This is a genomic window from Sediminicoccus sp. BL-A-41-H5 (assembly GCF_050632405.1).
Lineage (GTDB): Bacteria > Pseudomonadota > Alphaproteobacteria > Acetobacterales > Acetobacteraceae > Roseococcus.
This window is the reverse complement of record NZ_CP192601.1, coordinates 619,723-644,728: the sequence shown is the minus strand read 5'-3', so window position 1 is coordinate 644,728 and position 25,006 is coordinate 619,723. Positions and strand designations below refer to the sequence as shown.

26 protein-coding genes are annotated in these 25,006 nt (G+C 71.6%); 17 read left to right on the top strand and 9 right to left on the bottom strand.

Features of this window, described 5'->3' with window-relative positions; all coding sequences use genetic code 11:
- Window positions 1-112 precede the first annotated feature (112 nt).
- Window positions 113-1,504, top strand: coding sequence for a sodium:proton antiporter (locus tag ACQ860_RS03250; protein WP_431301975.1), 1,392 nt, complete (start codon window positions 113-115; stop codon window positions 1,502-1,504).
- 50 nt (window positions 1,505-1,554) lie between these two features.
- On the top strand, window positions 1,555-2,472 hold the full coding sequence (gene prpB / locus ACQ860_RS03245) for a methylisocitrate lyase (protein WP_431301974.1): 918 nt from the start codon (window positions 1,555-1,557) through the stop codon (window positions 2,470-2,472).
- Here the strand turns inward: prpB and ACQ860_RS03240 are convergent.
- Window positions 2,447-2,854, bottom strand: coding sequence for a low affinity iron permease family protein (locus ACQ860_RS03240; protein ID WP_431301973.1), 408 nt, complete (start codon window positions 2,852-2,854; stop codon window positions 2,447-2,449). The two genes, prpB and ACQ860_RS03240, sit on opposite strands and share 26 nt — an antisense overlap.
- A gap of 77 nt (window positions 2,855-2,931) precedes the next feature.
- Here ACQ860_RS03240 and ACQ860_RS03235 point away from each other — a divergent pair, with 77 nt between their 5' ends.
- On the top strand, window positions 2,932-4,035 hold the full coding sequence (locus ACQ860_RS03235) for an acetoin utilization protein AcuC (protein ID WP_431301972.1): 1,104 nt from the start codon (window positions 2,932-2,934) through the stop codon (window positions 4,033-4,035).
- Window positions 4,036-4,043: 8 nt separating this feature from the next.
- Window positions 4,044-4,517 carry a DUF192 domain-containing protein gene (locus ACQ860_RS03230; RefSeq protein ID WP_431301971.1) on the top strand — a complete coding sequence of 158 codons (474 nt, stop codon included), beginning with the start codon at window positions 4,044-4,046 and terminating at the stop codon, window positions 4,515-4,517.
- A 10-nt stretch (window positions 4,518-4,527) separates the two neighbouring features.
- Here ACQ860_RS03230 and ACQ860_RS03225 read toward each other — a convergent pair whose 3' ends face one another.
- From ACQ860_RS03225 to ACQ860_RS03215, 3 genes are read right to left on the bottom strand one after another with little or no spacing between them, the layout of a single operon-like run.
- On the bottom strand, window positions 4,528-4,908 hold the full coding sequence (locus tag ACQ860_RS03225) for a hypothetical protein (protein ID WP_431301970.1): 381 nt from the start codon (window positions 4,906-4,908) through the stop codon (window positions 4,528-4,530).
- A complete protein-coding gene (locus ACQ860_RS03220; protein ID WP_431301969.1) occupies window positions 4,908-5,894 on the bottom strand; it encodes a dipeptidase in 987 nt (328 codons plus the stop codon). The genes ACQ860_RS03225 and ACQ860_RS03220 overlap by 1 nt, the downstream gene beginning before the upstream one ends.
- Entirely contained in the window at window positions 5,891-6,913 is a 1,023-nt protein-coding gene (locus ACQ860_RS03215; protein ID WP_431301968.1) for a histone deacetylase family protein, read from the bottom strand. The genes ACQ860_RS03220 and ACQ860_RS03215 overlap by 4 nt, the downstream gene beginning before the upstream one ends.
- Window positions 6,914-6,978: 65 nt before the next feature.
- Here ACQ860_RS03215 and ACQ860_RS03210 point away from each other — a divergent pair, with 65 nt between their 5' ends.
- Genes ACQ860_RS03210 through ACQ860_RS03185 form a run of 6 tightly spaced genes read left to right on the top strand, consistent with a single transcriptional unit; the run spans window position 6,979 to window position 12,801 of the window.
- Complete coding sequence (locus ACQ860_RS03210) at window positions 6,979-8,268, top strand: ArgE/DapE family deacylase (protein WP_431301967.1); 1,290 nt, start codon at window positions 6,979-6,981, stop codon at window positions 8,266-8,268.
- Window positions 8,261-9,514 (top strand): Zn-dependent hydrolase, encoded by a 1,254-nt coding sequence (locus ACQ860_RS03205; protein ID WP_431301966.1) that lies wholly within the window; start codon window positions 8,261-8,263, stop codon window positions 9,512-9,514. Before ACQ860_RS03210 ends, ACQ860_RS03205 begins: the two co-directional genes overlap by 8 nt.
- Window positions 9,511-10,743 (top strand): Zn-dependent hydrolase, encoded by a 1,233-nt coding sequence (locus ACQ860_RS03200; RefSeq protein ID WP_431301965.1) that lies wholly within the window; start codon window positions 9,511-9,513, stop codon window positions 10,741-10,743. Before ACQ860_RS03205 ends, ACQ860_RS03200 begins: the two co-directional genes overlap by 4 nt.
- Window positions 10,740-11,240 (top strand): GNAT family N-acetyltransferase, encoded by a 501-nt coding sequence (locus tag ACQ860_RS03195; RefSeq protein WP_431301964.1) that lies wholly within the window; start codon window positions 10,740-10,742, stop codon window positions 11,238-11,240. Before ACQ860_RS03200 ends, ACQ860_RS03195 begins: the two co-directional genes overlap by 4 nt.
- A 2-nt stretch (window positions 11,241-11,242) precedes the next feature.
- Window positions 11,243-12,154, top strand: a complete 912-nt coding sequence (locus ACQ860_RS03190; RefSeq protein WP_431301963.1) for a M81 family metallopeptidase — start codon at window positions 11,243-11,245, stop codon at window positions 12,152-12,154.
- On the top strand, window positions 12,151-12,801 hold the full coding sequence (locus ACQ860_RS03185) for an MlrC C-terminal domain-containing protein (RefSeq protein WP_431301962.1): 651 nt from the start codon (window positions 12,151-12,153) through the stop codon (window positions 12,799-12,801). The genes ACQ860_RS03190 and ACQ860_RS03185 overlap by 4 nt, the downstream gene beginning before the upstream one ends.
- Before the next feature lie 21 nt (window positions 12,802-12,822).
- Here ACQ860_RS03185 and ACQ860_RS03180 read toward each other — a convergent pair whose 3' ends face one another.
- The 5 genes from ACQ860_RS03180 to flgF all read right to left on the bottom strand — a co-directional run bounded on the left by ACQ860_RS03180 (window position 12,823) and on the right by flgF (window position 17,904).
- Complete coding sequence (locus ACQ860_RS03180) at window positions 12,823-14,451, bottom strand: GMC family oxidoreductase (protein ID WP_431301961.1); 1,629 nt, start codon at window positions 14,449-14,451, stop codon at window positions 12,823-12,825.
- 224 nt (window positions 14,452-14,675) lie between these two features.
- On the bottom strand, window positions 14,676-15,407 hold the full coding sequence (flgH, locus tag ACQ860_RS03175; RefSeq protein WP_431301960.1) for a flagellar basal body L-ring protein FlgH: 732 nt from the start codon (window positions 15,405-15,407) through the stop codon (window positions 14,676-14,678).
- On the bottom strand, window positions 15,404-16,360 hold the full coding sequence (flgA, locus tag ACQ860_RS03170; protein WP_431301959.1) for a flagellar basal body P-ring formation chaperone FlgA: 957 nt from the start codon (window positions 16,358-16,360) through the stop codon (window positions 15,404-15,406). The genes flgH and flgA overlap by 4 nt, the downstream gene beginning before the upstream one ends.
- Window positions 16,360-17,145, bottom strand: coding sequence for a flagellar basal-body rod protein FlgG (flgG, locus tag ACQ860_RS03165; protein ID WP_213612079.1), 786 nt, complete (start codon window positions 17,143-17,145; stop codon window positions 16,360-16,362). Before flgG ends, flgA begins: the two co-directional genes overlap by 1 nt.
- Window positions 17,146-17,160: 15 nt before the next feature.
- A complete protein-coding gene (flgF, locus tag ACQ860_RS03160; protein ID WP_431301958.1) occupies window positions 17,161-17,904 on the bottom strand; it encodes a flagellar basal-body rod protein FlgF in 744 nt (247 codons plus the stop codon).
- Between the two features lie 202 nt (window positions 17,905-18,106).
- Between flgF and ACQ860_RS03155 the strand changes: the two genes are divergently transcribed.
- From ACQ860_RS03155 to ACQ860_RS03125, 7 genes are read left to right on the top strand one after another with little or no spacing between them, the layout of a single operon-like run.
- Window positions 18,107-18,604 carry a flagellar basal body-associated FliL family protein gene (locus ACQ860_RS03155; RefSeq protein WP_431301957.1) on the top strand — a complete coding sequence of 166 codons (498 nt, stop codon included), beginning with the start codon at window positions 18,107-18,109 and terminating at the stop codon, window positions 18,602-18,604.
- Window positions 18,601-19,686, top strand: a complete 1,086-nt coding sequence (gene fliM, locus ACQ860_RS03150; RefSeq protein ID WP_431301956.1) for a flagellar motor switch protein FliM — start codon at window positions 18,601-18,603, stop codon at window positions 19,684-19,686. The genes ACQ860_RS03155 and fliM overlap by 4 nt, the downstream gene beginning before the upstream one ends.
- Complete coding sequence (locus ACQ860_RS03145; protein ID WP_431301955.1) at window positions 19,683-20,093, top strand: DUF6468 domain-containing protein; 411 nt, start codon at window positions 19,683-19,685, stop codon at window positions 20,091-20,093. Before fliM ends, ACQ860_RS03145 begins: the two co-directional genes overlap by 4 nt.
- Window positions 20,093-20,770: a MotE family protein gene (locus tag ACQ860_RS03140; protein WP_431301954.1), complete on the top strand. Its 678-nt coding sequence runs from the start codon at window positions 20,093-20,095 to the stop codon at window positions 20,768-20,770. The genes ACQ860_RS03145 and ACQ860_RS03140 overlap by 1 nt, the downstream gene beginning before the upstream one ends.
- Before the next feature lie 57 nt (window positions 20,771-20,827).
- A complete protein-coding gene (locus ACQ860_RS03135) occupies window positions 20,828-21,214 on the top strand; it encodes a chemotaxis response regulator CheY (protein ID WP_318646913.1) in 387 nt (128 codons plus the stop codon).
- A complete protein-coding gene (locus tag ACQ860_RS03130) occupies window positions 21,207-21,797 on the top strand; it encodes a protein phosphatase CheZ (RefSeq protein WP_431301953.1) in 591 nt (196 codons plus the stop codon). The genes ACQ860_RS03135 and ACQ860_RS03130 overlap by 8 nt, the downstream gene beginning before the upstream one ends.
- Window positions 21,797-24,892 (top strand): hypothetical protein, encoded by a 3,096-nt coding sequence (locus tag ACQ860_RS03125; protein ID WP_431301952.1) that lies wholly within the window; start codon window positions 21,797-21,799, stop codon window positions 24,890-24,892. The genes ACQ860_RS03130 and ACQ860_RS03125 overlap by 1 nt, the downstream gene beginning before the upstream one ends.
- Window positions 24,893-25,006: the final 114 nt, after the last annotated feature.

The window sequence follows — 25,006 nt, the reverse complement described above, 5'->3', positions numbered from 1 at the left end:
ATTCGCCCCGTTATTAGGGGCGGGGGGGCCGGCGCGCAAACCCCCCCAACGCGCATTGACGGGGGCGGTTCATTCGGGAAAAGACCTTAATCACCCTGTCGGGAGCTTCATCTTGCGCGCTGCGACCCTCGTCTTCCTCCTGGCCTGCCTCGCCCTCCCGGCGGAGGCCGCGGCCATCGACGGGCGCCAACTGGGCCTGGTCTGGACGCTGCCCTTCGTGGGCATCCTGCTCTCCATCGCGCTGATGCCCATCCTGACGCCGGGCTTCTGGCACCATCACTACGGCAAGGTGGCGGCCTTCTGGGGGGCGATCTTCCTGCTGCCCTTCCTCATCGTCTTCGGGCCCGCCATGGCCGGGCAGGAGGTGGTCTTCGTCCTGGTTCAGGAATACATTCCCTTCATCGTTCTGCTGCTCGCCCTCTACACGACGGGCGGCGGGGTGCTGCTGCGCGGCACGCTGGTGGGCACGCCCGCCACCAACACGGCGCTGCTGGCCATCGGCACGGTGCTGGCGAGCCTGATGGGGACGACGGGCGCCTCCATGTTGCTGATCCGGCCCGTGCTGCGGGCCAACCAGCACCGCACGCGCAAGGTGCATATCTTCGTCTTCTTCATTTTCCTGGTGTCGAATATCGGCGGCAGCCTGACGCCGATCGGCGACCCGCCGCTCTATCTGGGCTTCCTCAAGGGCGTCTCCTTTTTCTGGCCGACGACGCACCTCTTCCTGCCCTTCCTCTTCTGCGCCCTGATCCTGCTCGGCATCTTCTACACGCTGGACAGCATCCTCCACGCGCGCGAACCCAAGCGCCCCGCGGACACCGCCCCGCGCGAGAAGCTCAGCATCGAGGGCTGGCCCAATGTGTGGCTCATCGGCGTCGTCGTGCTGGGCGTGCTGCTCCAGGGCGTCTGGAAGCCGGGCGACGTCCAGGTGCTGACCGAGAGCGTGGGGCTGGAGCGCATCGTCGCCATCGGCATCTTCCTGGGCGTCACGCTCGTCTCCATGCTCATCACCTCCAACGCGCTGCGCGAGGCCAATGGCTTCGCCTGGGGCGCCATGGCGGAGGTGGCGAAGCTCTTCGCCGCCATCTTCCTCTGCATGGGGCCGGTGCTGGCCATCCTGAAGGCGGGGCCGGAGGGCTCGGCCGCGGCCCTGGTCGCCCTCACCTCCGACGCGTCGGGCGCGCCCATCCCCTGGGTCTATTTCTGGATGGCGGGCGTGCTTTCGAGCTTCCTGGACAATGCGCCCACCTACCTCGTCTTCTTCAACATGGCCGGCGGCGACCCGGCCTATCTGATGACGCAGGGGGCGGCGACGCTGGTGGCGATTTCGGCCGGCGCGGTCTTCATGGGGGCCAACTCCTATATCGGGAATGCGCCCAACTTCATGGTGAAGGCCATCGTCGAGGAGAACGGCGTCCGCATGCCCTCCTTCTTCGGCTATTGCGGCTGGGCGGCGATCTTCCTGCTGCCCTTGTTCGTGCTGGTCACCCTCATCTTCTTCTGACGGCGGGGCCGGGTTAAGCTCGGGCCAACCGTTAGAGGAAGGCCAAACCCATGCCCTATGTGATCGGCGCCGATCTGCCCACGCAACCCGCCGGCGAGCGCTTCCGCGCCCTGCTGGACCGCCCCGAGATCCTGGGCATGCCGGGCGCGCACCTTGGCATCGCGGGGCTGCTCGCAAAGAAGCATGGCTTCGAGGCGCTGTATCTCTCGGGTGCTGCCATGTCCGCCTCCATGGGCCTGCCCGACCTCGGCATGATCACCATCGAGGATGTCTGCTTCTTCATCCGCCAGGTGGCGCGCTCCACCGGCCTGCCGCTGCTGGTGGATGGCGATACCGGCTATGGCGAGGCGCTGAACGTCATGCACATGGTGCGCGCCTTCGAGGATGCGGGAGCGGGTGCCGTGCACCTGGAAGACCAGCTTCTGCCCAAGAAATGCGGCCACCTGAACGACAAGAAGCTGGCCAGCGCCGATGAGATGTGCGCCAAGGTCGCCGCCGCCCATCGCGCCCGCCGCCACCTCTACATCATCGCCCGCACCGATGCGGTGGCGAGCGAGGGGATGGATGCGGCCGTGGCCCGCGCGAAGCGTTACCTGGATGCCGGCGCGGATGCGATCTTCCCCGAGGCGCTGACCACGGTGGAGATGTTCCGCGAGTTCCGCGCCCGCATGCCCGGCGTGAAGCTGCTGGCGAACATGACCGAGTTCGGCCGCACGCCCTTCCTGACCAAGGAGGAGTTCCAGGCGCTGGGCTATGACATGGTGATCTGGCCGGTGACGCATCTGCGCATCGCGGCCAAGGCCTGGGATCAGCTCTACGCCCAGATCGCGTCGGAGGGCGGCGCGCAGGGGGCGGTGGACCGGATGCAGACGCGTGCGGAGCTCTACGAGACCATCGGCTACCACAAGTATGAGGAGCTGGATGCGAGCCTGGTGCGGACGATCATTCCGACGGCGATGCCGCAGTAGCGCCCCTGGCGCGGCCGGGCGGCGGCTCCCCGCAGTCGCCCTCCGGCCGCCCCTGGGCCAGTTCCGCCTGGACCCGCTCGGGCGTCTCCTCGCTCTCCCGCTCGAGTGTCATGAGGTCGGCCTGGGCCCCATGGGTCGCGCGGATCCCTTCGTCCAGCTTGAGCTGGATGGCGGCCGTGTCGCGGTTCCGGGCGCTCTGGATCGGGAAGACCATGACGAAGGTCACGGCCGAGGTGAGCGAGTTGATGACGAGCCGCCAGGTGTTGGGGAAGCCGAAGACGGGGCCGGTCACCACCCAGGCGAGGACCAGCGGGATCGCCGCGAGCAGCGCACCGGGCCGCCCGGCCCGCCGCGTGCAGGCCTGGGCCAGGCTTGCCGTCATGTGTGGGGTGTCCATATGCGGAAAACGCGGCCGCGCCCTCTTGTTACGCACCGCCTTTCCTTTTCGCGCGAGGCGGCATGGCTGAACCCCTGCTCATCGGCTCCGAGGTCTACCGGCGCTCCACCTATGGCCCGAAGCACCCGCTCGCCATTCCGCGCGTCTCCACCACGCTCGACCTGATCCGCGCGCTGGGCTGGCTTGACCCGGTGCAATACCTCGACAGCCCGATGGCGAGCGTGGAGCAGCTCACCCGCTTCCATGATCCGGGCTACATCGCGGCCCTCCAGCGGGCGGAGGCGGCGCAGGGCGTGGATGCGGAGGATCGCGAGCGCTACCGCATCGGCGCCGATGGCAATCCGGTCTATCGCGAGGTGTTCCGCCGCCCGGCGACCAGCGCGGGGGGCGTGATCCTGGCCGCGCGTCTGACGGAGGCGGGCGGCGTCGTGCATGTGCCGGGCGGCGGCACGCATCACGGGATGCGGGATCGCGCCAGCGGCTTCTGCTACGTGAACGATGCCGTGCTGGGGCTGATGGAATGGCGGGGGCAGGGGCTCAGCCGCATCCTCTACCTCGATATCGACGCGCATCACGGCGATGGCGTGGAGATCGCCTTCCGCGACGAGCCGCGCGTGACGACACTCTCCATCCATGAGGCGGGGCGCTGGCCCTTCAGCGGCGCCGCGCATGCCGCCCCGCATGCGCTGAACCTGCCCGTGCCGCCCGGCTTCAACGACAGCGAGATGCGCGCCCTGCTGCATGGGTTCGTGCTGCCGCTGATCGCACGGTTGCGGCCCGAGGCGGTCATGCTGCAATGCGGGGCGGATGCGCTCGAGGAGGACCCGCTGGCGCGTCTCGGGCTTTCCAACAACGCGCATGCCGAGTTCATCGCGGCGGTGAAGGATGCGGCGCCCCGCTTCATCCTGCTGGGCGGCGGCGGCTACAACCCCTGGACCGTCGCGCGCTGCTGGGCGCGGGGCTGGGCCGCGCTGAACGCCCTGCCCGTGCCCGCGCGCCTGCCCGAGTCCGCCGAGGCGGTGCTCCGCGCGCTCACCTTCCACCGCGCCGCCGGCCGCAACCCGCCGGAGCACTGGTTCACCACCCTGGCCGATGAGCCGCGCGAGGGACCGATCCGCGAGGAGGTTCGGGCCCTTCTCGCCCAGGGGCTGGAAGCTGTGGCATGATGCCCCGCATGAAGCGCCTCCTGCTCGCCCTCGCCCTCCTGATGCCCACGCTCGCGGCCGCCCAGCCCGGCGTGGACCGCCCGCAGCCGCGCCTCGCGGAAGAGCCCATGGTGATCGTGACGCGGGATGGCACGCGCCACGCCTTCCGCGCGGAGATGGCGATCCAGCCGAATGAGCAGATGGTCGGCATGATGTTCCGCACCACCATGGCGCCGGACGAGGCCATGATCTTCGACTGGGGCGCCCCGCGCGAAAGCAGCATGTGGATGCGCAACACGCTCATCCCGCTCGACATGCTCTTCGTCGCCGCTGATGGGCGGATCCATCGCATCCATGAGCGCGCGGTGCCGCAGAGCCTCGCGACCATCGACAGCCGCGGCCCGGTGCGCGCCACCATCGAGGTGCCCGGTGGCACGGCCGAGCGGCTGAACCTGCGCGTGGGCGACCGCGTGCTGCAGCGGATCTTCGGCAGCGCCCCCTGAACTGTCGCGATTACCGGGGCAGTCGCGAGGAGTGATGGTCGGCGATGCGCCAGAGGCCATCAGGCCCCCGCATCATCACCATGCTGAAGCGGGACGGCTCCTCGCTCATCATCCCATCCGCGGCGCGGCGCAGGAAGGTGTAGTGGCCCGAGGCGACGGCCAGGCCCGGCGCCAGCTCGCGCAGGGCGAAATCGCCGAAGCGCACGTCGATGCCCGCAGCGCCCGGCCGCGTCCGCACGAAATAGGCGGTGATGGCAGCCGTGCCCACGGTCTGTTCGCGGCTGACCGAACCCCAGAGGCGCGCATCGGAGGTGTATTGCGCGGCGGCATCCGGGGCGGCTGCCTGGGCCGTGCCGATCCCGGCCAGAAGCAGGGCGACGGCCGCGCGCATCACGCGGCGCCGCGCAGCACCTGGCGCCAGACGCGCAGGACATTGCCCGACCAGAGCAGCCCGATCTCGCGCGCGCCATAGCCGCGCTTCATGAGCTCGGCCGTGATGTTCGGCGTCTCCGCCGCGCTGGACCAGCCGGCGACGCTGCCGCCGCCGTCAAAATCCGACGAGATGCCGACATGGTCGAGGCCGATTCGGCGGATCGCATGCTCCACATGGTCCACGAGGTCGGCGACGCTCGCCTGCGTCACGCCGCCTGGGCCGGCGGGCTTGAGGAAGGAGGCGACGGCGGTGATCTGCGCCACGCCGCCCACCGCGCGGATCATGTCGAGCTGCTCGTCATCCAGGTTGCGCGGATGGGCGCAGAGTGCCGCGCAGGCCGTATGGGTGACGGCGATGGGCGTGCGCGAAAGCTCCGCCGCCTGCATCATCCCGGCCTTCGACACATGGGAGCAGTCGAGCATAAGCCCCACACGGTTCATCTCGGCGATGGCGGCGCGGCCGAGCGCGGAGAGCCCGCCATGCTCGGTCTCGGAATCATTGAGGTTGCGCCGGGGGCGGGCGCTGTCGGCCAGGGCATTGTGCCCGTCATGCGTGAGCGTGAGGTAGATGGCGCCCAGCCGCCGCCATTGCGCGATCCGCCCCAGGTCATGGCCCATGGCATAGCCGTTCTCGACGGCCGAGAGCACGGCGGGGATGCCGGCGGCGAAGCTCGCCTCCAGCTCGTCCGGCGTCGCGCAGAAGCGCGCGGCGGTCCCATCGGCGCGGGCGCGGATGTGGCGCAGCATGGCCTCCGCGCGCGCGCCGGCCGCGGCATGGCCCGCATGGTCGCGCGCCCCCTGGCCGACATAGGCAATGAAGACGGCCGCGCTCATGCCGCCGCGCCGCATCTTGGGCAGGTCCACGCATTGCCCGGTCTCGCTCAGCCAATCGGGCGTCTCGGGCCAGCGGATGTCGATATGGGTGTCGAGCACGAGGGGGTTCATCGCGCGTCTCCGAAGCCGGTCAGGAAGCGTTCGAGCAGGCTCCCCAGGATGTCCACATTGTAGCCGCCCTCCTGGCAGATGGCGGTGGGCAGGCGGAGCGCGCCGATGGCCGCACCCGCACGGGCGAAGCCATCGGCCGTCACCTTCAGCGCGGCCAGCGGCTCGAACTCGCTGGCGTCGAAGCCGAGGGGGACCACCAGCGCCTCCGCGCCGAAATCGCGGATGGCGGCGATGCCGTGGTCGAGCGCGGCGAGCCAGGCTTCGTCGCCCGTGCCGAAGGGCTGCGGCAGGTTGAGATTGGCTGCCCTCGTCTCCTCCGCGAAGCCGACATACCAGGGGTAATAGCGACCCGGGTCGGCATGCAGCGAGACGGTCAGCACGTCATCCCGCTCCCAGAAGATGCCCTGGGTGCCGTTGCCGTGATGGCTGTCCACGTCCAGCACGGCCACGCGCTTCGCCCCCGCATCGCGCAGGCGCTGGGCGGCCAGCGCGCTGTTGTTGACGTAGCAATGCCCGCCGGCCCGCGCGGCATAGGCATGGTGGCCGGGCGGGCGGCAGAGCGCATAGGCCACGCCACCCTGGGCCGCCACATCGGCCGCCGCCAGCGCGCAGCCGGCGGCGCCGATCGCGGCCGTCCAGGTGCCGGGGCCGATGGGGCAGGCGGTGTCGGCCGTATGCGCGCCGGCGCGGGCGATGATGTGCGCGGGCTTGCGGCTCGATTGCGCCAGCATCTCGGGCGTGGGGTGGATGTTCGCGACGATCTCGCGCCCGGCTTCCGGCAGCGCGGCCCATTCGGCGGCCGCGTGCTCCAGGAAGTCGAGGTATTCGGCCGTGTGCAGCGTCAGCAGCGCGTCGCGCGGCGCGGGCGGCGGAAGGTCAGGCTTGAGGCCGAGCGCATCCAGCCCCGTGCGCAGCGAGGCGGCGCGGGCCGGCACCTCGTAATTGGCGCGGACCTGGCCGCGCATGAGGAAGAATTGCGGCGCATGCAGCGCCTCGTCCGGGTGATGGAAGGCCTTCATGCACCTGAGTGAAGCGCGGGCGCGGGGCCTCGACAACCTTCATCACCCCTGGCCATGCTGCGGGCATGACAATGCCCGATGCCGGCGCGCGACGCGCCATCCTCGACGCCTGCGATTCGCTGCGCGAGGAAACCCTGGACTGGCTGTTCCGCCTGGTCCGCTGCCCCTCCACCCTGGGCAATGAAGCCTCCGCCCTGAACGAGATGGAGCGGCTCTACCGGCATCTGGGCCTCGCGCCGCAGCGCATCGCGACCGACCCCGCGAAGCTGGCCGACCATCCCGGCTTCTCGCCGCCGCTGATCGACTATGCGGGGCGGGACAATGTGGCGGCGATCCATCGGCCGAAATCGGCCAAGGGGCGCAGCCTGGTGCTGCAGGGCCATGTGGATGTGGTGCCCGAGGGGGCCGCCGACATGTGGGAGACGCCGCCCTATGCGCCGAGCATCCGCGGCGGCCGTGTGTTCGGCCGTGGCGCGGGCGACATGAAGGCGGGCATCGTGAGCTATGCCATGGCCTTCGCCGCCCTGAAGCGCGCCGGACTGCAACCCGCCGCCGAGGTGCAGATGCAGGCGGTGATCGAGGAGGAATGCACGGGCAATGGCGCCCTCGCCACCATGCTGGCGCTGCCCAAGGCGGATGGCGTGATCATCCCCGAGCCCGGGCCGGGCCTCGATGCGCTCTACACGGCCGAGGTCGGCGTGGTCTGGGCCTGGGTGACGGTGAGCGGCCGGCCCGCCCATGTGCGGGACATGCAGGCCGGCATCAACGCGATCGAGGCGGCCAACATCATCGCCGGCGCCTTCAAGGATTACGAGGCCGAGCGGAACCGGGGCGAGAACATCCACGCCGCCTTCCATGGCGTGAACCACCCGGTGAATGTGAATCTCGGCACCATCACGGGCGGCGAGTGGAACTCCTCCGTCGCCACGCGCTGCCGCATCGGGCTGCGGGTTGGCGTCATGCTCGGCTATTCGGCGCGGCAGACCAAGGCCGATATCGAGGCGCTGGTGGCGAAGGCCGCGACCCATGAGCGGCTGCGCGGCGCGCAGGTGAAGCTGGAGTTCAAGGGCTTTCTCGCGGATGCCTGCGTGTTTCCCAAGGACACGGCGATCAGCGCGCTGGCCCAGCGCAGCTACGCCGAGGTGACCGGCGGCACGCTGCGCGACTATCCGGCGACGGGCCTGACCGATGGGCGGCACTTCGTGCTCTACCAGGGCACGCCCTGCGCGGTCTTCGGGCCGGATGCGCAGGACATCCATGGCATTGACGAGAGTGTCGGCATCGAGAGCATCCATGGCATCACGCGCAGCATCGCGCTGACCATGGCCGAGTGGTGTGGAGTGGAACATGCATAACCTGCCCTTGAGCGGCGCCCGCCTCTGGGACAGCCTGATGGAGATGGCGCAGATCGGCGGCACGGCGAAGGGTGGCTGCAACCGCCAGACCCTGACCGATGTGGATGCCGAGGGCCGCGCGCTGTTCCAGCGCTGGGCCGAAGCCGCGGGCCTGACCATGACGGTGGATCGCCTGGGCAACATGGTCTTCCGGCGCGAGGGGCGGAATCCCAGCCTGCCGCCCGTCGCCATCGGCAGCCATCTCGACACGCAGCCCACGGGCGGCAAGTTCGACGGCGTGCTGGGGGTGCTGGCCGGGCTCGAGATCATGCGGGCGCTGCATGAGGCCGGCGCCGAGACCGAGGCGCCGCTGCTGCTGATCAACTGGACCAATGAGGAGGGCTCGCGCTTCTCGCCCCCCATGATGGGCAGCGGGGGGGCCATGGGCATCTTCACCGAGGCGGAGATCCTGGCGAAGCAGAGCCAGGACGGCGCCGTCTTCGGCGAGGAGCTGCGCCGCATCGGCTGGCAGGGCGCCGCCGATCCGGCGGATCTCCAGAAGGTGGGCCATTACCTCGAACTGCATATCGAGCAGGGCAAGCTGCTGGAGGATGCGGGCCTGGATGTCGGCGTCGTCACCCATGCGCTGGGGCAGACCTGGTTCGAGGTGGTGGTGGAAGGCGAGGAGGCGCATGGCGGCTCGCCCATGGCCGGCAGGCGCGATGCGCTGATGGCCGCGGCCCCGCTGATGAGTGCGGTCGAGGAGATCGCCCTCACCACCCTCGCCCCCTCGGGCGAGAAGGGGCGCGGCACGGTGGGTGTGGCGGAGATCTATCCCTCCAGCCGCAACATCGCCCCCAGCCGTGTCTTCTTCACCATCGACATGCGGCATGGCGACCCGGCGGCGCTGGAAGAGATGGAGACGAAGCTGCGCGCCCGCGCCGAGGAGATCGCGATCGCGCGCGGCGTGAAGATCACCGTCACGCGCTTCTGGCACTCGCCGCTGACGCCCTTCGACCCGGCGCTGATCCAGCGCGCGCGGGAGAGTGCCACGGCGCGCGGCTTCAAGTGGCGCGACATCCCGACCGGCATCGGCCATGACGCGGTCTACATGGCGCGCCGCGTGCCGACGGTGATGGTCTTCTGCCCCTGCCATGGCGGCCTCAGCCACAATGAGGCCGAGAGCATCACGCCCGAATGGGCGACGGCGGGCATGCTGGTGCTGGCCGATGCCGCACTCGCCACCGCGGGGCTGGTGCGCCCGTGAACCTGCCCCTCTCCACCGAGCGCCTCTGGGCGCGGCTCATGGAGATGGCGGCGATCGGTCCCATTCCGGGCGGCGGCAACAACCGGCCCGCGCTCTCGGCGCTGGATGGTGAGGCCCGGGCGCTGCTGGCGCGCTGGGGGGCGGAGATCGGCCTCACGCTGAGCGTGGATCGCCTCGGCAACATGGCGCTGCGGCGCGAGGGCAGGGACCCCAGGCGCAAGCCCGTGCTGGTCGGCAGCCACCTCGACACGCAGCCCACGGGCGGGAAGTTCGACGGGCCCTATGGCGTGCTGGCGGGCCTCGAGATCCTGCACGCGCTGCATGAAAGCGGCACGGAGACGGAAGCACCCATCATCCTGGTGAACTGGACGAGCGAGGAGGGCTGCCGCTTCAGCCCCTCCATGATCGGCGCGGCCGGCGCCATGGGCATCCTCAGCGAGGCGGAGGTGCTGGCCCGCCCGGCGCTGGATGACGGGCAGCCCTATGGCGAGGCTCTGGCCGCCACCGGCTGGGCCGGCGCTGCCGACCCTGTGGCCTTGCAGGACGCCGCCGCCTATTTCGAGGCGCATATCGAGCAGGGCCCGGTGCTGGAGGCGGAAGGCTTCGACCTCGGCATTGTCACCGGCGGCTTCGCCACCGAGCGCGCGCTGGTCACCGTCACCGGCGAGACGAGCCATGCCGGCACCACGCCCATGGAGATGCGGCGCGACGCCGTGCTGGCGGCGGCCGAGATGATCTCGGCCGGCGAGGCGGTGCTGTATCGCATCGCGCCCGAGGCGCGGATGACGGTCTGCCGCTTCCTGGTGGACCCCGGCGCCGATGGCGTGGTGCCCGGCCAGGTGCGCTTCGCCTTCGAATATCGCCACCCCGCGGACGCCGTGCTGGCGCAACTGCTCGGCGAGGCCGACGCCGCCATGGCCGCCATCGCGGCGCGGCGTGGCCTGACGGTCAAGCGCGAGCCCTATTGGAGCTTCGCCGCCGTGCATTTCGACGGCGCGCTGGCCCAGCGCCTGCGCGCTTCGGCCGACCGCCACGGCTATCGCCACCGGGACATCCTCTCGGGTGCCGGGCATGACGCCTATCACGCCGCCGCGCGCATGCCGGCGGTGATGCTCTTCATCCCCTGCCACGGCGGCATCAGCCACCACCCGAGCGAATCCATCTCGCGCGAATGGGCGGAGAAGGGGCTGCGCGTGCTGGCCGAGGCGGTGCTGGAGACGGCGCGTTGACGCCCATCCTCACCAGCGAGCGGCTGACGCTGCGCGAGTTCCGCGCCGCGGATTTCGAGCCCTTCGCCGAATTCTGGGCGAGCGAGGCCTCGCGCTTCGTGGGGGGGCCGATGGGCCGCCCCGATGCCTGGCGCCGCATGGCCATGTATGCGGGCCACCGCGTGCTGCGCGGCTATGGCATCTGGGTGATCGAGGCGAGGCAGGGCGGCGCCGTGCTCGGCCAGGCTGGGCTTTGGTTCCCCGAAGCCTGGCCCGAGCCCGAGATCCACTGGACCATCTTGCCCAGCCATCAGGGCCAGGGCTACGCCACCGAGGCCGCGCGCGCCATCCGCCGGCACGCCCGGGATAATCTGGGCTTCACGCGGCTTGTGAGTTGCATCGAACCCGCCAATGACGCCTCCATCCGCGTCGCCCTGCGGCTGGGCGCCGTGCGCGAGGGCAGCGTCACGGTCCCGCCGCGGATCATGGATCTCTATCGCCACAACATGGATTTCTGAACATGCGCATCGCCGTCGCCGGCTTTCTGCACGAGAGCCATTCCTTCGCCCCTCGCCCGACGGAATGGGCGAATTTCCTGACGCCGGGCGGGCTGCCCGCGCTGCAACGCCCTGCCGCGATGATGGAGGGGCTGCGCGGCACCTCCACCTGCGCCTGGGGCGGCATCACGGAGGCGATGAAGCAGGGTGCGAGCATCGCGCCGCTCGGCTGGTGCTTCGCCAACCCGGCCGGCCCCGTGACGCGCGAGGCCTTCGAGCGGATCAGCGCGATGATCCTGGACGCGCTCTCGGTCGCGATGGAGGAAGCGCCGGTGGATGGCGTCTTCCTCGACCTGCACGGCGCCATGGTGAGCGATGACTACCCCGATGCCGAGGGCGAGCTGATGCGCCGCGTGCGCGCCGTGGTCGGGCCCGCCATGCCGCTTGCCATCACGCTTGACCCGCATGCCAACATGACGCGGCAGATGGCGGAACTGGCCGACGTGATCGTGCCCTATCGCACCTATCCGCATGTGGACATGCTGGCGGTGGGCACCCGCGCGATGGCGCTGCTGATCCAGCGCATCAAGCGCGGCCAGCCCTGGGCCATGGCCTTCCAGGAACTCGATTTCCTCATCCCCATCACCAGCCAATGCACGATGGTGGAGCCGATGGCGGGTGTCATGAGCCAGCGCGCGGAGCTGGAGGCAGGCATCGTCGAGCTCGCCTATTGCTTCGGCTTCCCCTATGCGGATTTCCCGGGCTGCGGCCAGGCCATCGCCGCCTATGCCGAGACGCCGGAGGCCGCATCGGCCGCCGCCGAGGCGCTGGCCAAGGCGATCCGCGCGCGCGAGGCGAGCTTCGCCGGTGCGGTGCAGCCGGCGGCCGAAGCCGTGGCCGAGGCGATCCGCGCCTCGGGTCCAAGCCCATCATGATCGCCGACACGCAGGACAATCCGGGCGGCGGCGGCCATGGCGACACGACCGGCCTGCTCGCCGAACTCATCGCGCAGGATGCCCAAGGCGCGGTGCTGGCGCCGATGAACGACGCCGAGAGTGCCGCAGCCTGCCATGCGGCGGGCGAGGGGGCCACCATCACGCTCGAGCTCGGCGGCAAGAGCGATGGCGCGCCGCTGACCGTGACCGGCGTGGTGGAGAAGCTCGGCGACGGCCGCTTCACGCTGACCGGCCCCATGGGCAAGGGCAACCCGGCGGATCTCGGCCCCTCGGCGCTGCTGCGCATCGGCGGCGTGCGCGTCGTCATCGTCAGCCGCAAGATGCAGGCGCATGACCAGTCCATCTTCCTGCAACTGGGCGTGGACCCGGCGGCGCAGAAGATCGTGGCTGTGAAGTCCAGCGTGCATTTCCGCGCGCATTTCCAGCCGATCGCGGCGAGCGTGCTGGTGGCGGCCGCCCCCGGCCCCGTGGTGGCCGACCCGGCGAGCCTGCCCTTCACGGCGCTGCGCGAGGATATGCGCCTGCGTCCGGGCGATAATCGCCGCTTCGGCTGGCAGAAATACCGCCAGCCGAAGAAGGGGCCGCAATCCGTGCTGGAGATTCCGGAGAAGCCTGAGGAAGAATGAGCCCCGGGCAGGCGGCGCGGCTCAGGCCGCGCTCGCCATTTCCCGCCCGCGGATGAAGTCGCTCGCCTTCTCGGCGATCATCAGCGTGGTCGCGTAGGTGTTCGCGCTGACCATGGCCGGCATGATGGAGGCATCCACCACGCGCAGCCCCTCCATCCCGTGCACGCGCAGCCGGTCATCCACCACCGCCGTCGGGTCCTCGCGCGGGCCCATGCGGGCGGTGCCGATCAGGTGGTAGGTGGTGCTGCCGTTCTTGAAGGCGAAGTCCAGCAGCTCGTCATCCGTCTGCACATCGGGGCCGGGCAGCGTCTCCTGGTCCACGAAGGGGGCGAGCTCAGGTGTCGAGAGCATGCGGCGCAAGAGGCGCATGCCGCCGATATGCACGCGGCGGTCCATCTCGTCGGAGAGGTAGTTGGGCTGGATCTCCGGGTCCTCGAACACGTCGGTGCTGCGGGCGCGCACCCAGCCCTTGCTCTCGGGGCGGTGCTGCCAGGCGCCGGCCGTCATGCCGGGATAGTCGTCCAGCACATAGACCATGCCCTCCTTGTAGGAGCCGGGCGTGAAGACGCATTGCAGATCGGGCTGGTCCAGCCCCTCGAAGCTCTTCCAGAACACATGGGCGTGGCTGGGCGCGGTGGCGAGGATGTTGGGCTGGCCCGTGCCCCAGCGCAGCAGCTGCTTGCCGAGGTTGAGGCCCTTCGACAGCTCGTTCAGCGTCTGCGTGCCGGGCTTGGCGCGCATGACGAAGCGGCTCGCATAATGGTCACGGAAATTTTCGCCGACGCCGGCGAGTTCGTGCTTCACCGCCACGCCCAGCTTCTGCAGCAGCCAGCCCGGGCCGATGCCCGAGACCTGCAGCAGCCGCGCGGTATTGGCCGTGCCGCCGGAGAGGATCACCTCGCGCCGCGCCCGCACCTCGACGGGCTTGCCGCCGCGCTCCGAAAGGTAGCGCACGCCGACGGCGCGCTTGCCCTCCATGATGATCTCGCAGGCCCGCGCATTGGTGCGCAGCGAGAGGTTGGGCCGGTTCAGCGCATTGTGCAGGAAGGCGCGATAGGCGCTGACGCGGCGTCCGTTCAGGATGGCGCGCTGGAAATAGCCCACACCCGCCTGGTCGCCGCTGTTGTAGTCGGGGTTGCGGGGAATCCCGAGGCCGACGCAGCCGGCGATGAAGGCCTCCGTCACCGGATGGATCCAGTCCATGTCGGTGACGGGAATGCCCTCGGTGCGGCCGCGCCGCTCGGGGTCGCCATAGCCGATGCGGCGTTCGGTTCGCATGAAATAGGGCAGGCAGTCGGCATAGCCCCAGCCGCGATTGCCGCGCTGCGCCCAGTGGTCGAGGTCGTTCGGCTGGCCGCGGTTGTAGATCATCCCATTGACGGAGGAGGAGCCGCCCAGCGTGCGGCCCTGGACGGTCGCGATGCGCCGGCCGCCCGTGCGTTCGGTGGGTTCGGTGCTGAACTGCCAGGTGACGCCCGGGTCCTTCAGCGTCTTGATGAAGCCGGCGGGGATATGGATGAAGGGGTTGCGGTCCTTGGGGCCGGCCTCCAGCACGCAGACGCTGGATTGCGCGTCCTCGCTGAGCCGTGCCGCCAGCAGCGAGCCCGCCGCCCCGCAGCCCACGATCACATAATCGAATTCATCCGCCATGGCGCTTCCCCCGGTGTTGGGCGAAGCCTAGCAAGAGGAATGAACCGGAGCCAACACGGCCCCGACTGGGCCGCGCGCCCCCGCCCAGGCTGCTCCGTGCCCGCCGCCCCATCCGCCCCCCGGCCGGCGCCGCGGCTCCGCCGCGGCAACGAGCGCGAGCTGCCCAGGATGAGCACCAAACCGGGGCCCCCGCAAAAATGCCGAAGGCGTTTTTGTGGGGAGACCTAGAACGGCGAAATGATGTCGAGCAGCTGCTGCCCGAGCCGCGGCTGCTGGATGTCCGAGAGTGAGCCCCGCCCGCCATAGGAGATGCGCGCCTCGGCCAGCCGGTCGTGCCGGACCGTGTTGTCGCTTGCGATGTCCTGCGGGCGCAGGATGCCTTGCAGCGAGAGTTCGCGCATCTCGTTGTTCACTCGCACCTCCTGCCGCGCCATCACCACCATGTTGCCGTTGGGCAGGGTCTGCGTGACGGTGCCGGCGAGGCGGAGATTCACCGTCTCGTTTCGCCGGACATTGCCGTTGCCGTCGCTGTTGCCGGCGCTGTCGGTGTTGAGCAGGGCGGAGGGGACCGCGCCCGGCGGATAGAGGCGGCGGGGTGCCCGCTCCTGGCCATAGAGATTGACCGCGGCGGCCGTCTCGCTGCCGGTGCGGCTGCGCTGCGTGCGGTTGGCGAGCTGCGCGTCGTCATCGATGGTAACGAGGATGGTGATGAGGTCCCCCACCTGGGCCGCGCGCTGGTCGCGCAGGAAGGTGCGGCTGCCGGGGCGCCAGAGCGAATTGGCCAGCGGCGGCGCCTCATAGGGCGCGGGCATGGGCATGGAGACGGGCCGGTAGCGCGGGTCCTGCGTCGGGTCCGCCACGGGCGAGAAATCGGGCGCGCGGCCGATGCGCGAGAGGCGCTCGGCCTGGCCGCAGGCGGCCAGCGCCAGCGGCAGGAGGAGGAGCGCGGCCTTCATCGCGCGGCCACCGGGATGGCGCCCATGGCGACGCGCACGCGGCCGGGCGCGATGGCGATGCCCTCGACGATGTTGCGGCTGGCGAGGTTCATCACCGGCACGGTGGCGCCGCGCGCGGCGGCTTCCAGCGCGCGGCCCTGGGCGGTGAGCTGAAGCCCGCCCGCATCCAGCAGCAGCGTGACCAGCGCGTTCTTCTGCACGATGGAGGGCGGGCCCAGATCCACCAGCGCGAAGCCCTGGTCCGCCGCCATGGGCCGGCGCAGCTCCTGCCCCACCACCTGGGAGATCTGCTGCGCCTGGCCCGGCCGCACGCGCTCGGCCCGCAGGCGGGAGAGGCGGGCGTCATTCGGCCCGATCACCTCGCCCAGCGCGAGGCGCCGCGTGGCGACGACGACGGGCACGGTGACGACGGCGCGGCCGGCCAAGCGCATGCGCTGCGTGCCCGCGCCATCGGCCAGCACGACAAGCGTCGCCTGGAAGCGCGCGCCGGGCTGCTCGACGCTCACCCCTTCGAGGGCGAGCTGGAACCAGGCCTGGGCCGGGATCATGGGCGGGATGAGGCCGGGCAGCTCGATCTCCATCTCGGGCTCGATGCCGTGGCGCGCGAGTTCGTCGCGCAGCAGCGCCTCGATCTCGGCGCGCGGCACGGTGCGGCCGGGGCGCTCGATCACGATGCGCTCCGTGCCCGTCAGCGGCCGCCAGTTCACGCCGTTCTGGCGCGCGATGTTCACGATGTTCTGCGTCTCCAGTACCATCCGGCGGCCGGGCTGGGGGCTGGCCGCGATGACGCGCTCCGCATGCGGCCCCGCATGTTCGAAGAGGTCGGAGACGCGCAGAACCTCGCCCTCCAGCAGCGCGTGCGGGCGCAGGATGGCGGGCGGCGGCGCATTCTGCGCGCGGGCGGTCGCGGGCCAGGCGAGGGCGGCGAGTGCCAGGAGGTGGCGGCGGTTCATCAGCGCAGCCTCGTCAGCGTGCTGAGCATCTCGTCGCTCGCGGTGATGACGCGGCTGTTCATCTCATAGGCGCGCTGCGCGGTGATGAGGGAGGTGATCTCCTGCACCGTGTTCACATTGCTGGTTTCGATGAAGCCCTGCATGACCGAGCCATGGCCCGGCTGGCCGGGTGCGGCCGCCTGCGGCTGGCCCGAGGCCGGCGTGGCGAGGAAGAGGTTGTCGCCCACCGCTTCCAGCCCGCCCTCATTGGCGAAGATCGCGGTCTGGATCTGGCCGACATTCTGCGGCGCCACCTGGCCGTCGAGGCGCGCCAGCACCTCGCCGCTCGCGTTGATGGTCACGTCACGCGCGGCCGCCGGGATGGTGATGCCGGGCTGCACCACGAAGCCCTCGGCCGTGACCAGCACGCCCTCGGGGCTGAGGGCGAAGGTGCCGTCGCGCGTATAGGCGATCTCGCCCGAGGGCATCTGGATCTGGAAATAGCCATTGCCGCGGATGGCGAGGTCGAAGCGGTTCTCCGTCTGCTGCAGGTTGCCCTGCTCGGAGATGCGATAGACGGCGGCCGTTCGGACGCCGAGGCCCACCTGGGCGCCGGAGGGCAATACGCTGCCCGTGTCGTTGCTCTGCGAGCCGACGCGGCGGAGGTTCTGGTAGATCAGGTCCTGGAACTCGGCGCGGCGGCGCTTGTAGCCGGTGGTGCCCATGTTCGCGAGGTTGTTGGAGATGACCTCGACATTGGTCTGCTGCGCGAGCATTCCGGTCGCGGCGATGGCGAGTGAGCGCATGGGTCAGGCGTCCTTTCAGCTACGGCGGCGGAGCAGGCGGTCCACGGCGCTCTGCTGCCGCTCCCCCTCGCGCTCCAGGAACTGGGTGGCGAACTGGAACTCGCGCAGCTCGGCCATCATGCGCGTCATCTCCAGGACCGATTGCACGTTGCTGCCCTCCAGCGCGCCCTGGACGAGCTGCGGGCGGGCGATCTCCTCCGGCGCCTGGCCCGCGGCATCGAGGTGGCGGTCGCCCTCGGCGCGGAGCTGCTGCTCATCGGCGAAGCGGACAATGCGAAGGCGGCCGATCACGCCATTCTCGGAGCGGATGGTGCCGTCGCCCTGCACCTCGATGCGCGTATCGCCCGGCGCCACGGCGAGGGGGCGTGAATCGGTGTTCAGCACGGGCGCGCCGGTCGTGTCCACGATCTGCCCGTCGGCGCCGATGGCGAAGCGCCCGGCCCGGGTGTAGCGCTCGCCGCGCGGGGTCTCGACCACGAAGAAGCCCTGGCCCGAGATCGCGATGTCGAGCGGATTGCCGGTCGAGCTGATGGCGCCGGGCTGGGTCTCGCGCCAGCTCGCGCGGTCCCAGGTGTAGCCGACCTGGGCCGCGCCGTTCGGGCCATGCACGCGGCCCTGGCGCTCGACATGTTCGGCGAAGACGGGGCGCTTCGCGCGGAAGCCGGGCGTGTCGGCATTGGCGAGGTTGTGGGCCGTCAACTGGCTCGCGCGCTGCTGCGCCGAGAGCCGCGAGAGAACGATGTAGCCGGGGCTGTCCATGGGCACTCCGTGGGATGCGTCGCGCTGGGTTCCGCAAGCCGCGTGCCAGCGTGGCGGCAGCCTTGAAGCGGGCGGCGGGCAGCGCTTGCCGCGCCCGCCGGGCAAAGCCTGCCCGCCCCCGGCAAGGTGCGCCGTCGCAAGGCTTCGTTAACCCGGACGCGCCACACATCGCGCTCCGATCACCAGAAGGGTGTTGCAGGCGATGGCCGCGGCGAAGGGCGAAGAAGAGGCGGGGGAGGCGGAAGCCAAGCCCCGTGGCTCGAAGAAGAAACTGTTGTTGCTGGCGGTGCCGCTGCTGCTGGTCGGCGCGGGTGCGGGCGTGTGGTTCAGCGGCATCCTCTCGCCGGCACCTCCGCCGCCGCCGGCCGCCGAGGCCGAGCCGCAGCCTGTGAACCGCCAGCCGGTCTTCGTGAACATGCCCGACATCACCGCCAACCTGAACGCGCCCGGGCGGCGCGCCTTCATCCGCGTGAAGAGCCAGGTGGAGGTGGCGGGGCCGGCCGATGCGGCGGCGCTGCAGGCCGCCATGCCGCGCCTCGTGGATCTCTTCACCACCTATCTGCGCGAGGTGCGGCCCGAGGAGCTGCGCGGCAGCGCCGGCACGCACCGCCTGCGCGAGGAGCTGATCGCGCGCGCCAACATCGCGGCCGCGCCGGCCCGCGTGACCGACGTGCTCTTCACCGAGATCCTCGTGCAATGAGCGGCACCTCCGAAGAAGACGACATGGCGGCCGCCTGGGGCGCGGCGCTGGCCGAGGAGGGCAGCGCCGCCCCGGAGGCCGAGGCCGCGCCGGAGGAAGTGCCGGCCGACGCCGCGCGCGTGCTGAGCCAGGCCGAGATCGACAGCCTGATGGGCTTCGACGGCGGCGCGGGCGGCGATGCGGTCAAGAGCGGCATCGAGCAGGTGATCCATTCGGGCCTCGTCTCCTACGAGCGCCTGCCCATGCTGGAGATCATCTTCGACCGGCTGGTGCGCATCCTCTCCACGTCCTTGCGCAACTTCACCTCGGACAATGTCGAGGTCTCCATCGAGCGGCTGGCGAGCCAGCGCTTTGGCGACTACCTGAACTCCGTCCCGCTGCCCGCCATGCTGGCCGTCTTCAAGGTGGCGGAGTGGGACAATTTCGGCCTCATCGTCGTGGATTCCGCGATGATCTATTCGGTGGTGGACGTGCTGCTGGGCGGGCGGCGCGGCACGGCGGCCATGCGCATCGAGGGCCGGCCCTACACCACGATCGAGCGCACGCTGGTCGAGCGGCTGATCGGCGTGGTGCTGAAGGACCTCACCGACGCCTTCGCGCCGCTGACCAATGTCCTCTTCGAGTTCGAGCGGCTGGAGGTGAACCCGCGCTTCGCCACCATCTCGCGCCTCTCGAACGCCTGCGTTCTGACGCGCCTCAGGATCGAGATGGAGGATCGCGGCGGGCGGCTCGAATTGCTGCTGCCCTATGCGACGCTGGAGCCGGTGCGCGAATTGCTGCTGCAGCAGTTCATGGGTGAGAAATTCGGCCGCGACAGCATCTGGGAGCGCCACCTGGCCGAGCAGCTGCGCCACACCGACATCAGCCTGGATGTGGTGCTGGACGAGCAGGTGATGCCGCTCTCCTCCGTCATCGCGCTCAAGCCGGGCGATCGCATCGTGCTGAACGCGCCGCCGGGCGCGCCGGTGCGGCTGCAATGCGGCACGGTCCCGCTCTTCGCCGCCGAGTGGGGGCGCCGGGAGAACAAGCCGGCCGTGCGGATTTCCGACCCTCTGCGTCCCCTCTGGGAGGTCCTGCCATGAATGCTCTGGAATGGGCGGTGCAGCTCACCGTCATCGGCCTGTTGGCGGCCACGCTGCCCATGGCCTGGCGGCTGGATCGCATGCTGCGCGCGGTGCGCGCTGACCGCGCGGCGCTCCAGCAGGGGGCCGAAGGGCTGGGCGAGGCGTCGCGCCATGCGGAGGCCGCGCTGATGCGGCTGCGCGCCACGACCGAGCTCGCCGGCCGGCAGGTGGCCGAGCGCGTGGCGGGTGCGGAGACCATCCGCGAGGATCTGCGCTACCTGGTCGAGCGCGCCGAGAGCCTCGCCGACCGGCTGGAAGCGGCGGTGCAGCAGGCCCGCCCCCTGGCGGGCGCCGCGCCGGCCGCCGCACCCCAGGTGCGCAGCGAGGCCGAGCGCGAGCTGATCCGCGCGCTCGGGATGAAGTGATGCGCTGGCCCACCCCCCGCCTCCTGCCGGTGGCGTTGCTCGGCATGGCGGCACTGGCCGGCGTGAAGCTGGAGGCGCTGCTGCGCGGTGGCGAGGCGCCCGGCATCGTCACTTCCGCCGTGGCCCAGGCGCCCACGGCGCCGCCCGCCGCGACGCCCCCCGCCGCTGCGGCCGCGGCGCCCCAGGCCACACCGCCAGCCGGCTCGCCAGCCACACCGCCAGCCGCGTCGCCGGCGGCAGCGCCCGCCGCGCCGCCGCCCGCGCCCGACCAGGCTGCCGAGCGCGCCGTGCTGGAGGCGCTGCGCGCCCGCCGCGCCGAGATCGAGGCGCGGGAGGCCGCTCTCGCCCAGCGCGAGATGCTGATGGCCGCCGCCGAGCGCCGCCTGGCCGACCGGCTGGAGGAGCTGAACGGCCTGCGCCAGCGCCTGGAGGCCGAGGGCCGCCAGCGCGACGAGCGCACGGAGCAGGGCTGGCGCCAGATGGTGCGCCTCTATGAGGGCATGCGACCGCGCGATGCGGCCGGCATCTTCGACGAGCTGGAGATGCCCGTCCTGCTGCAGGTGGTGGACCGGATGCGCGAGGCGAAGGCGGCCCCCGTGCTCGCCGCCATGCGGCCCGAGCGCGCCCGGGCGCTGACCACGGAACTCGCGCGGCATCGCTCGCGCCCGCTCGAATAACCGCATCTTAACCACGCCCGGCGCATCAAGGCGCGCCGCAGCAAGGAGCAACCGCCGATGGCCCTGGACAAGAACATGAACGTCCTCATCGTGGACGACTACAAGACGATGTTGCGCATCATCCGCAACCTGCTCAAGCAGCTCGAATTCGACAATGTCGAGGAGGCGACGGACGGCGCCGAGGCGCTGGCCAAGCTGCGTGCGGGCAATTTCGGCCTCGTCATCAGCGACTGGAACATGGAGCCGATGACCGGCCTCGACCTGCTGAAGGAGGTGCGCGCCGATGCGCGGCTGAAAAACCTGCCCTTCATCATGATCACGGCCGAGAGCAAGACCGAGAACGTGGTCGCCGCCAAGGCGGCCGGTGTCTCCAACTACATCGTGAAGCCCTTCAATGCGGAGACGCTGCGCGAGAAGATCGAGAAGGTGCTGGTCCATGCCTGACGGGAGCGGGCAGGACCCGATCGAAGCCGCCGTGCGCCAGGTTCTCGGCAGCCTGGCCGGCGACATGACCACCACCGAGGCCACGCTGCTGGCCGAGCTGGAGGCGCTTGGCCGCGAGGTGCAGCGCGCCAAGTCCGAAATGGCGGCGCTGCGGGTGGACGACATCAACGCCCGCCACATCCCCTGCGCGACCGATGAGCTGGACGCGGTGGTGGAGCACACGGCCAATGCGACGAACGAGATCCTCGATGTCTGCGAGGGGCTCGAGGTGATGCAGGCCCGTCTGCCGCCCTCCGAGGCGGAGGCGCTGGGCACCGCCGTCACGCGCATCTATGAGGCCTGCTCCTTCCAGGACATCACCGGCCAGCGCATCAGCAAGGTGGTGACGGCGCTGAAGGCGATCGAGACGCGGGTGGCGAGCGTCACCGCCCGCTTCGGTTCGAGCGAGGGCGCGCCCCCGCCCGAGGAGGAGGCGCCCGCCGCGCCGGTGACGGAAGGCCGCGCGCTCGCCAATGGCCCGCAGATGCCGGGTGCCGGCACCAGCCAGGAAGAGATCGACAAGCTCCTGGCGAGCTTCGACTGATGCGCGCCGGTGCGCGCGCCCTCACGCTGGCCATGCTGGGGCTGGCGCTCCTCGCGCCGCCGGGTGCGGCGCAGGAGAGGGTGGGCGTGCGCACCGGCGATCATCCGGGGCATGGGCGCATCGTCTTCGACTGGCTGGCCGCACCCGTCTATCAGGTGGAGCAGCAGGGCGACCGCGTGATCCTGCGCTTCCCGAATGCGGAGGCGATTGATCTGGCGGGTGCCAGGCGGCTGCCACGCAACATCCTGGCGGTGGCCAAGGTGCCCGGCGGCGTGGAGCTGACGCTGCGCCCCGGCGCGCGCATCCGCCATTTCCGCAACGGGCCGAAGGTGGCGCTGGACGCGCTGGACCCGGGCGAGACGCAGGGCACGGAGGCGCCGCGTGCGCCGACCGAACCGCCCCGCGCCGCGGCCCCGCGCCCGACGCGGGAAGCGGCCGCGCCGCCCGCGCCCGCTGCCGCTTCCGCACGCAGGGAGACCACCCGGCCTGAGCCTGCGCGAGCCGAGCCTGCACGCCCCGCGCCGCCGCGGGCGGAGCCGGACCGCATGGAGGTCGCGCGCCTTGAGCCGCCGCGCCCGGAGCCGCCGCGCCCCGAGGCGCCCCGTGCGGAGGCTCCCCGTGCGGAGACTCCCCGTGCAGAAACACCACGTGCCGAGCCGGTGCGCGCCGAAGCCCCGCGCGCGCCGGCGCAGCGCCCCGAACCCGCGCGGCCGGAGCCCGCTCGCGCCGAGCCGCCGCGTGCCGAGCCCGCGGCCGAACCGGCGCGCGCCCCCGCCGCTCGCCCCGCCGCCGCGCCGCCCCCGCCCAACAGCCTCGCCGGGCCGCCGCCGGTGCGCGCCCGCCTGCTGGATGAGCCGGGCATCGGCCCCGGCATGCGCCTGCCGCTCGGCGCCGGCAACGGGCTTGCGGCCTTCCGTCGTGGCGAGCAGGCGCTGATCCTCGCCGAGACGGAGCGTCCCATCGAATTCGGCGGCCTGCTGCGTGAACCCGCTTTCCAGGGCATCCAGGCGCGGCCCGTGCCGGGTGCCACGCTCATCACTTTCCCTCTGGCCCTCGGCCAGCAGCTCGCCGTGCGGCAGGAGGGGAATGACTGGTTCCTCTCCGTCGTGCCGCGCCAGCATCCCGCCGTGACCGCGACGCCCACGCTGCGCGCCGAATTCGACCAGGGACGCGCCATCCTGCACGCGCCGCGCCCCGGCCGCGTGCTCAGCCTGCCCGATCCGCTCACCGGCGGGCCCCTGCTGGTCGGCCTCGTCACCCAGGCCGCACCCCGCCAGCTTGGCACGCGGGGCCTCGCGGAGCTTGACCTGCTGGAGACCTTCCTGGGCGTCGCCGTGCTGGCGCGGGCCGATCGCGTGGCGCTGCGCCCCGGCGCGGGACGCTTCCTGCTCTCGCTCGAGGGCGGCAGCGTGTCCCTCGCCGCGGGCCCCGAGGCGATGCAAGGCCTCGCCCCCGGCATGACGCGCAGCTTCGACATGCCCGGCCAGGCCATGCCCGCGCTGCTGGAACGCCTGCGCGCGCAGCAGGCCGGCATCGCCTCCGCGCCGCCGCTCACGCGGGCCGAGCCGCGCCTCGCCGCCGCGCAGACGCTGCTGGCGCTCGGCCTCCCGCAGGAGGCGCAGGCCATGCTGCGCCTCGCCGCGCAGGAAAGCCCCGAGGCAGCGATGGACCGGCGCTTCGCCTTCCTGGGCGGGATGGCGGCCTTGCTCGCCGGCCGCCCCGGCGAGGCGGCGGGGCTGGACGCCGAGATCCCCGGCTCGGATGAGGTGCTGCTCTGGCGCAGCCTGCGCGCGGCCATGCTGGGCGATGCGCAGGCGGCCGGCCCCGGTCTTGCCGCCGCCTGGCCGCTGCTGCAGGCCTATCCGGAGGGGCTGCGCCGCCGCCTGATCGGCCCGGCTGCGGAGGCCCTGGTGGAAGGCGGCCAGCATGCCGCCGCCCGCCGCCTGATCGAGGGCGCGGCGGAGGACCCCGCCATCCTGCTCGCCCAGGCCATGCTGGAGGAGGCCGAGGGCGAACCCGGCCGCGCGCTGGAAGCCTACGCCGCCGCCACCCAGGTGCGGGACCGGCTGATGCGCGCCCGCGCGCTGCGCCGCGCGATCGAGCTGCGCCTCGCGACCGGGCGGCTCGATGCGGCGGGTGCGGCGCGCGCGCTGGAAGCCGCGCTCTTCGCCTGGCGGGGCGACGGCATGGAGCTGGCCACGCGCCAGCGCGTGGCCGCGCTGCGCCGTGAGGCGGGTGATCCGCGCGGCGCGCTGACCTTGCTGCGCGAAACGGCCGAGGCCTTCCCCGAGCAGGCGGCGCAACTGCGCGCGCCCATCCAGTCCGCCTTCCTGCACGCGCTGGAGGCCGAATCGCCGCTGGGCGCCGTGGCGCTGGCCGATGCGCATCCCGAATTGCTGCCGGCGGGCGAGGCGGGGGAGGGCGTCCTGGCCATGCTCACCGATCGCCTCGTCGCGCTCGACTTGGCTGACCGCGCCTCCGCCCTGCTGCGCCGGGCGATGGAGCATGCGCCGCCGGGCGAGCACCGTGCGGCGCTGGGCGCGCGCCTGGCCGCGCTGCGCCTGTCGGAGCGCGATGCGGAGGGGACGCTGGCCGCGCTCGCCGTCAGCTCCGCGCCGCGCCTGCCGGCTGGGCTGATCGAGGCGCGCAGCCTGCTCGCCGCGCGGGCCGAGGCGCGGCGGGGCAATCGCGCGCTCGCCGCCGAGGCCTTGCAGGCGCTGGGCCCGGCGGGGGATGAGGCGCTCTCGGAAATCCTGGCCGAGGCGCGCGACTTCAGCGGGGCGGCCGCGGCCCTGGGTCGTCACCTGGCTGCGCTGCCGGCCAACGGCCCGCTTCCCGAATCCGCGCAGCGCCTCGTGCTGCGCCAGGCGGCCTGGCTCGCCATGGCCGGGGATCAGCCCGCGCTGGCCCAGTTGCGCGCGCGGCACGGCGCGCAGCTTGCCCCCGGGCCGCTGGCCAACGCCTTCGAGGCGCTGGCGACGGACCCGGTGCGCGGCCTCGCCGACCTCCCGCGTTTGGCGCGGGAACTGAACCTCTTCCGGAGTTTGCCGCAACGGCTGGAGCCTTTGCGGACCGCGCAGGGACCGGCCGGTTGAGTCTTGCGTAGGGTGGGGGGGAGCTCCGCGATTTTTTCGGGCCGCGCAGGCGGAATTTCATTTGACCCCCGGGGCCCCTTGCCCCATATGCCCCCACCGCTGACCTGTTCGAAC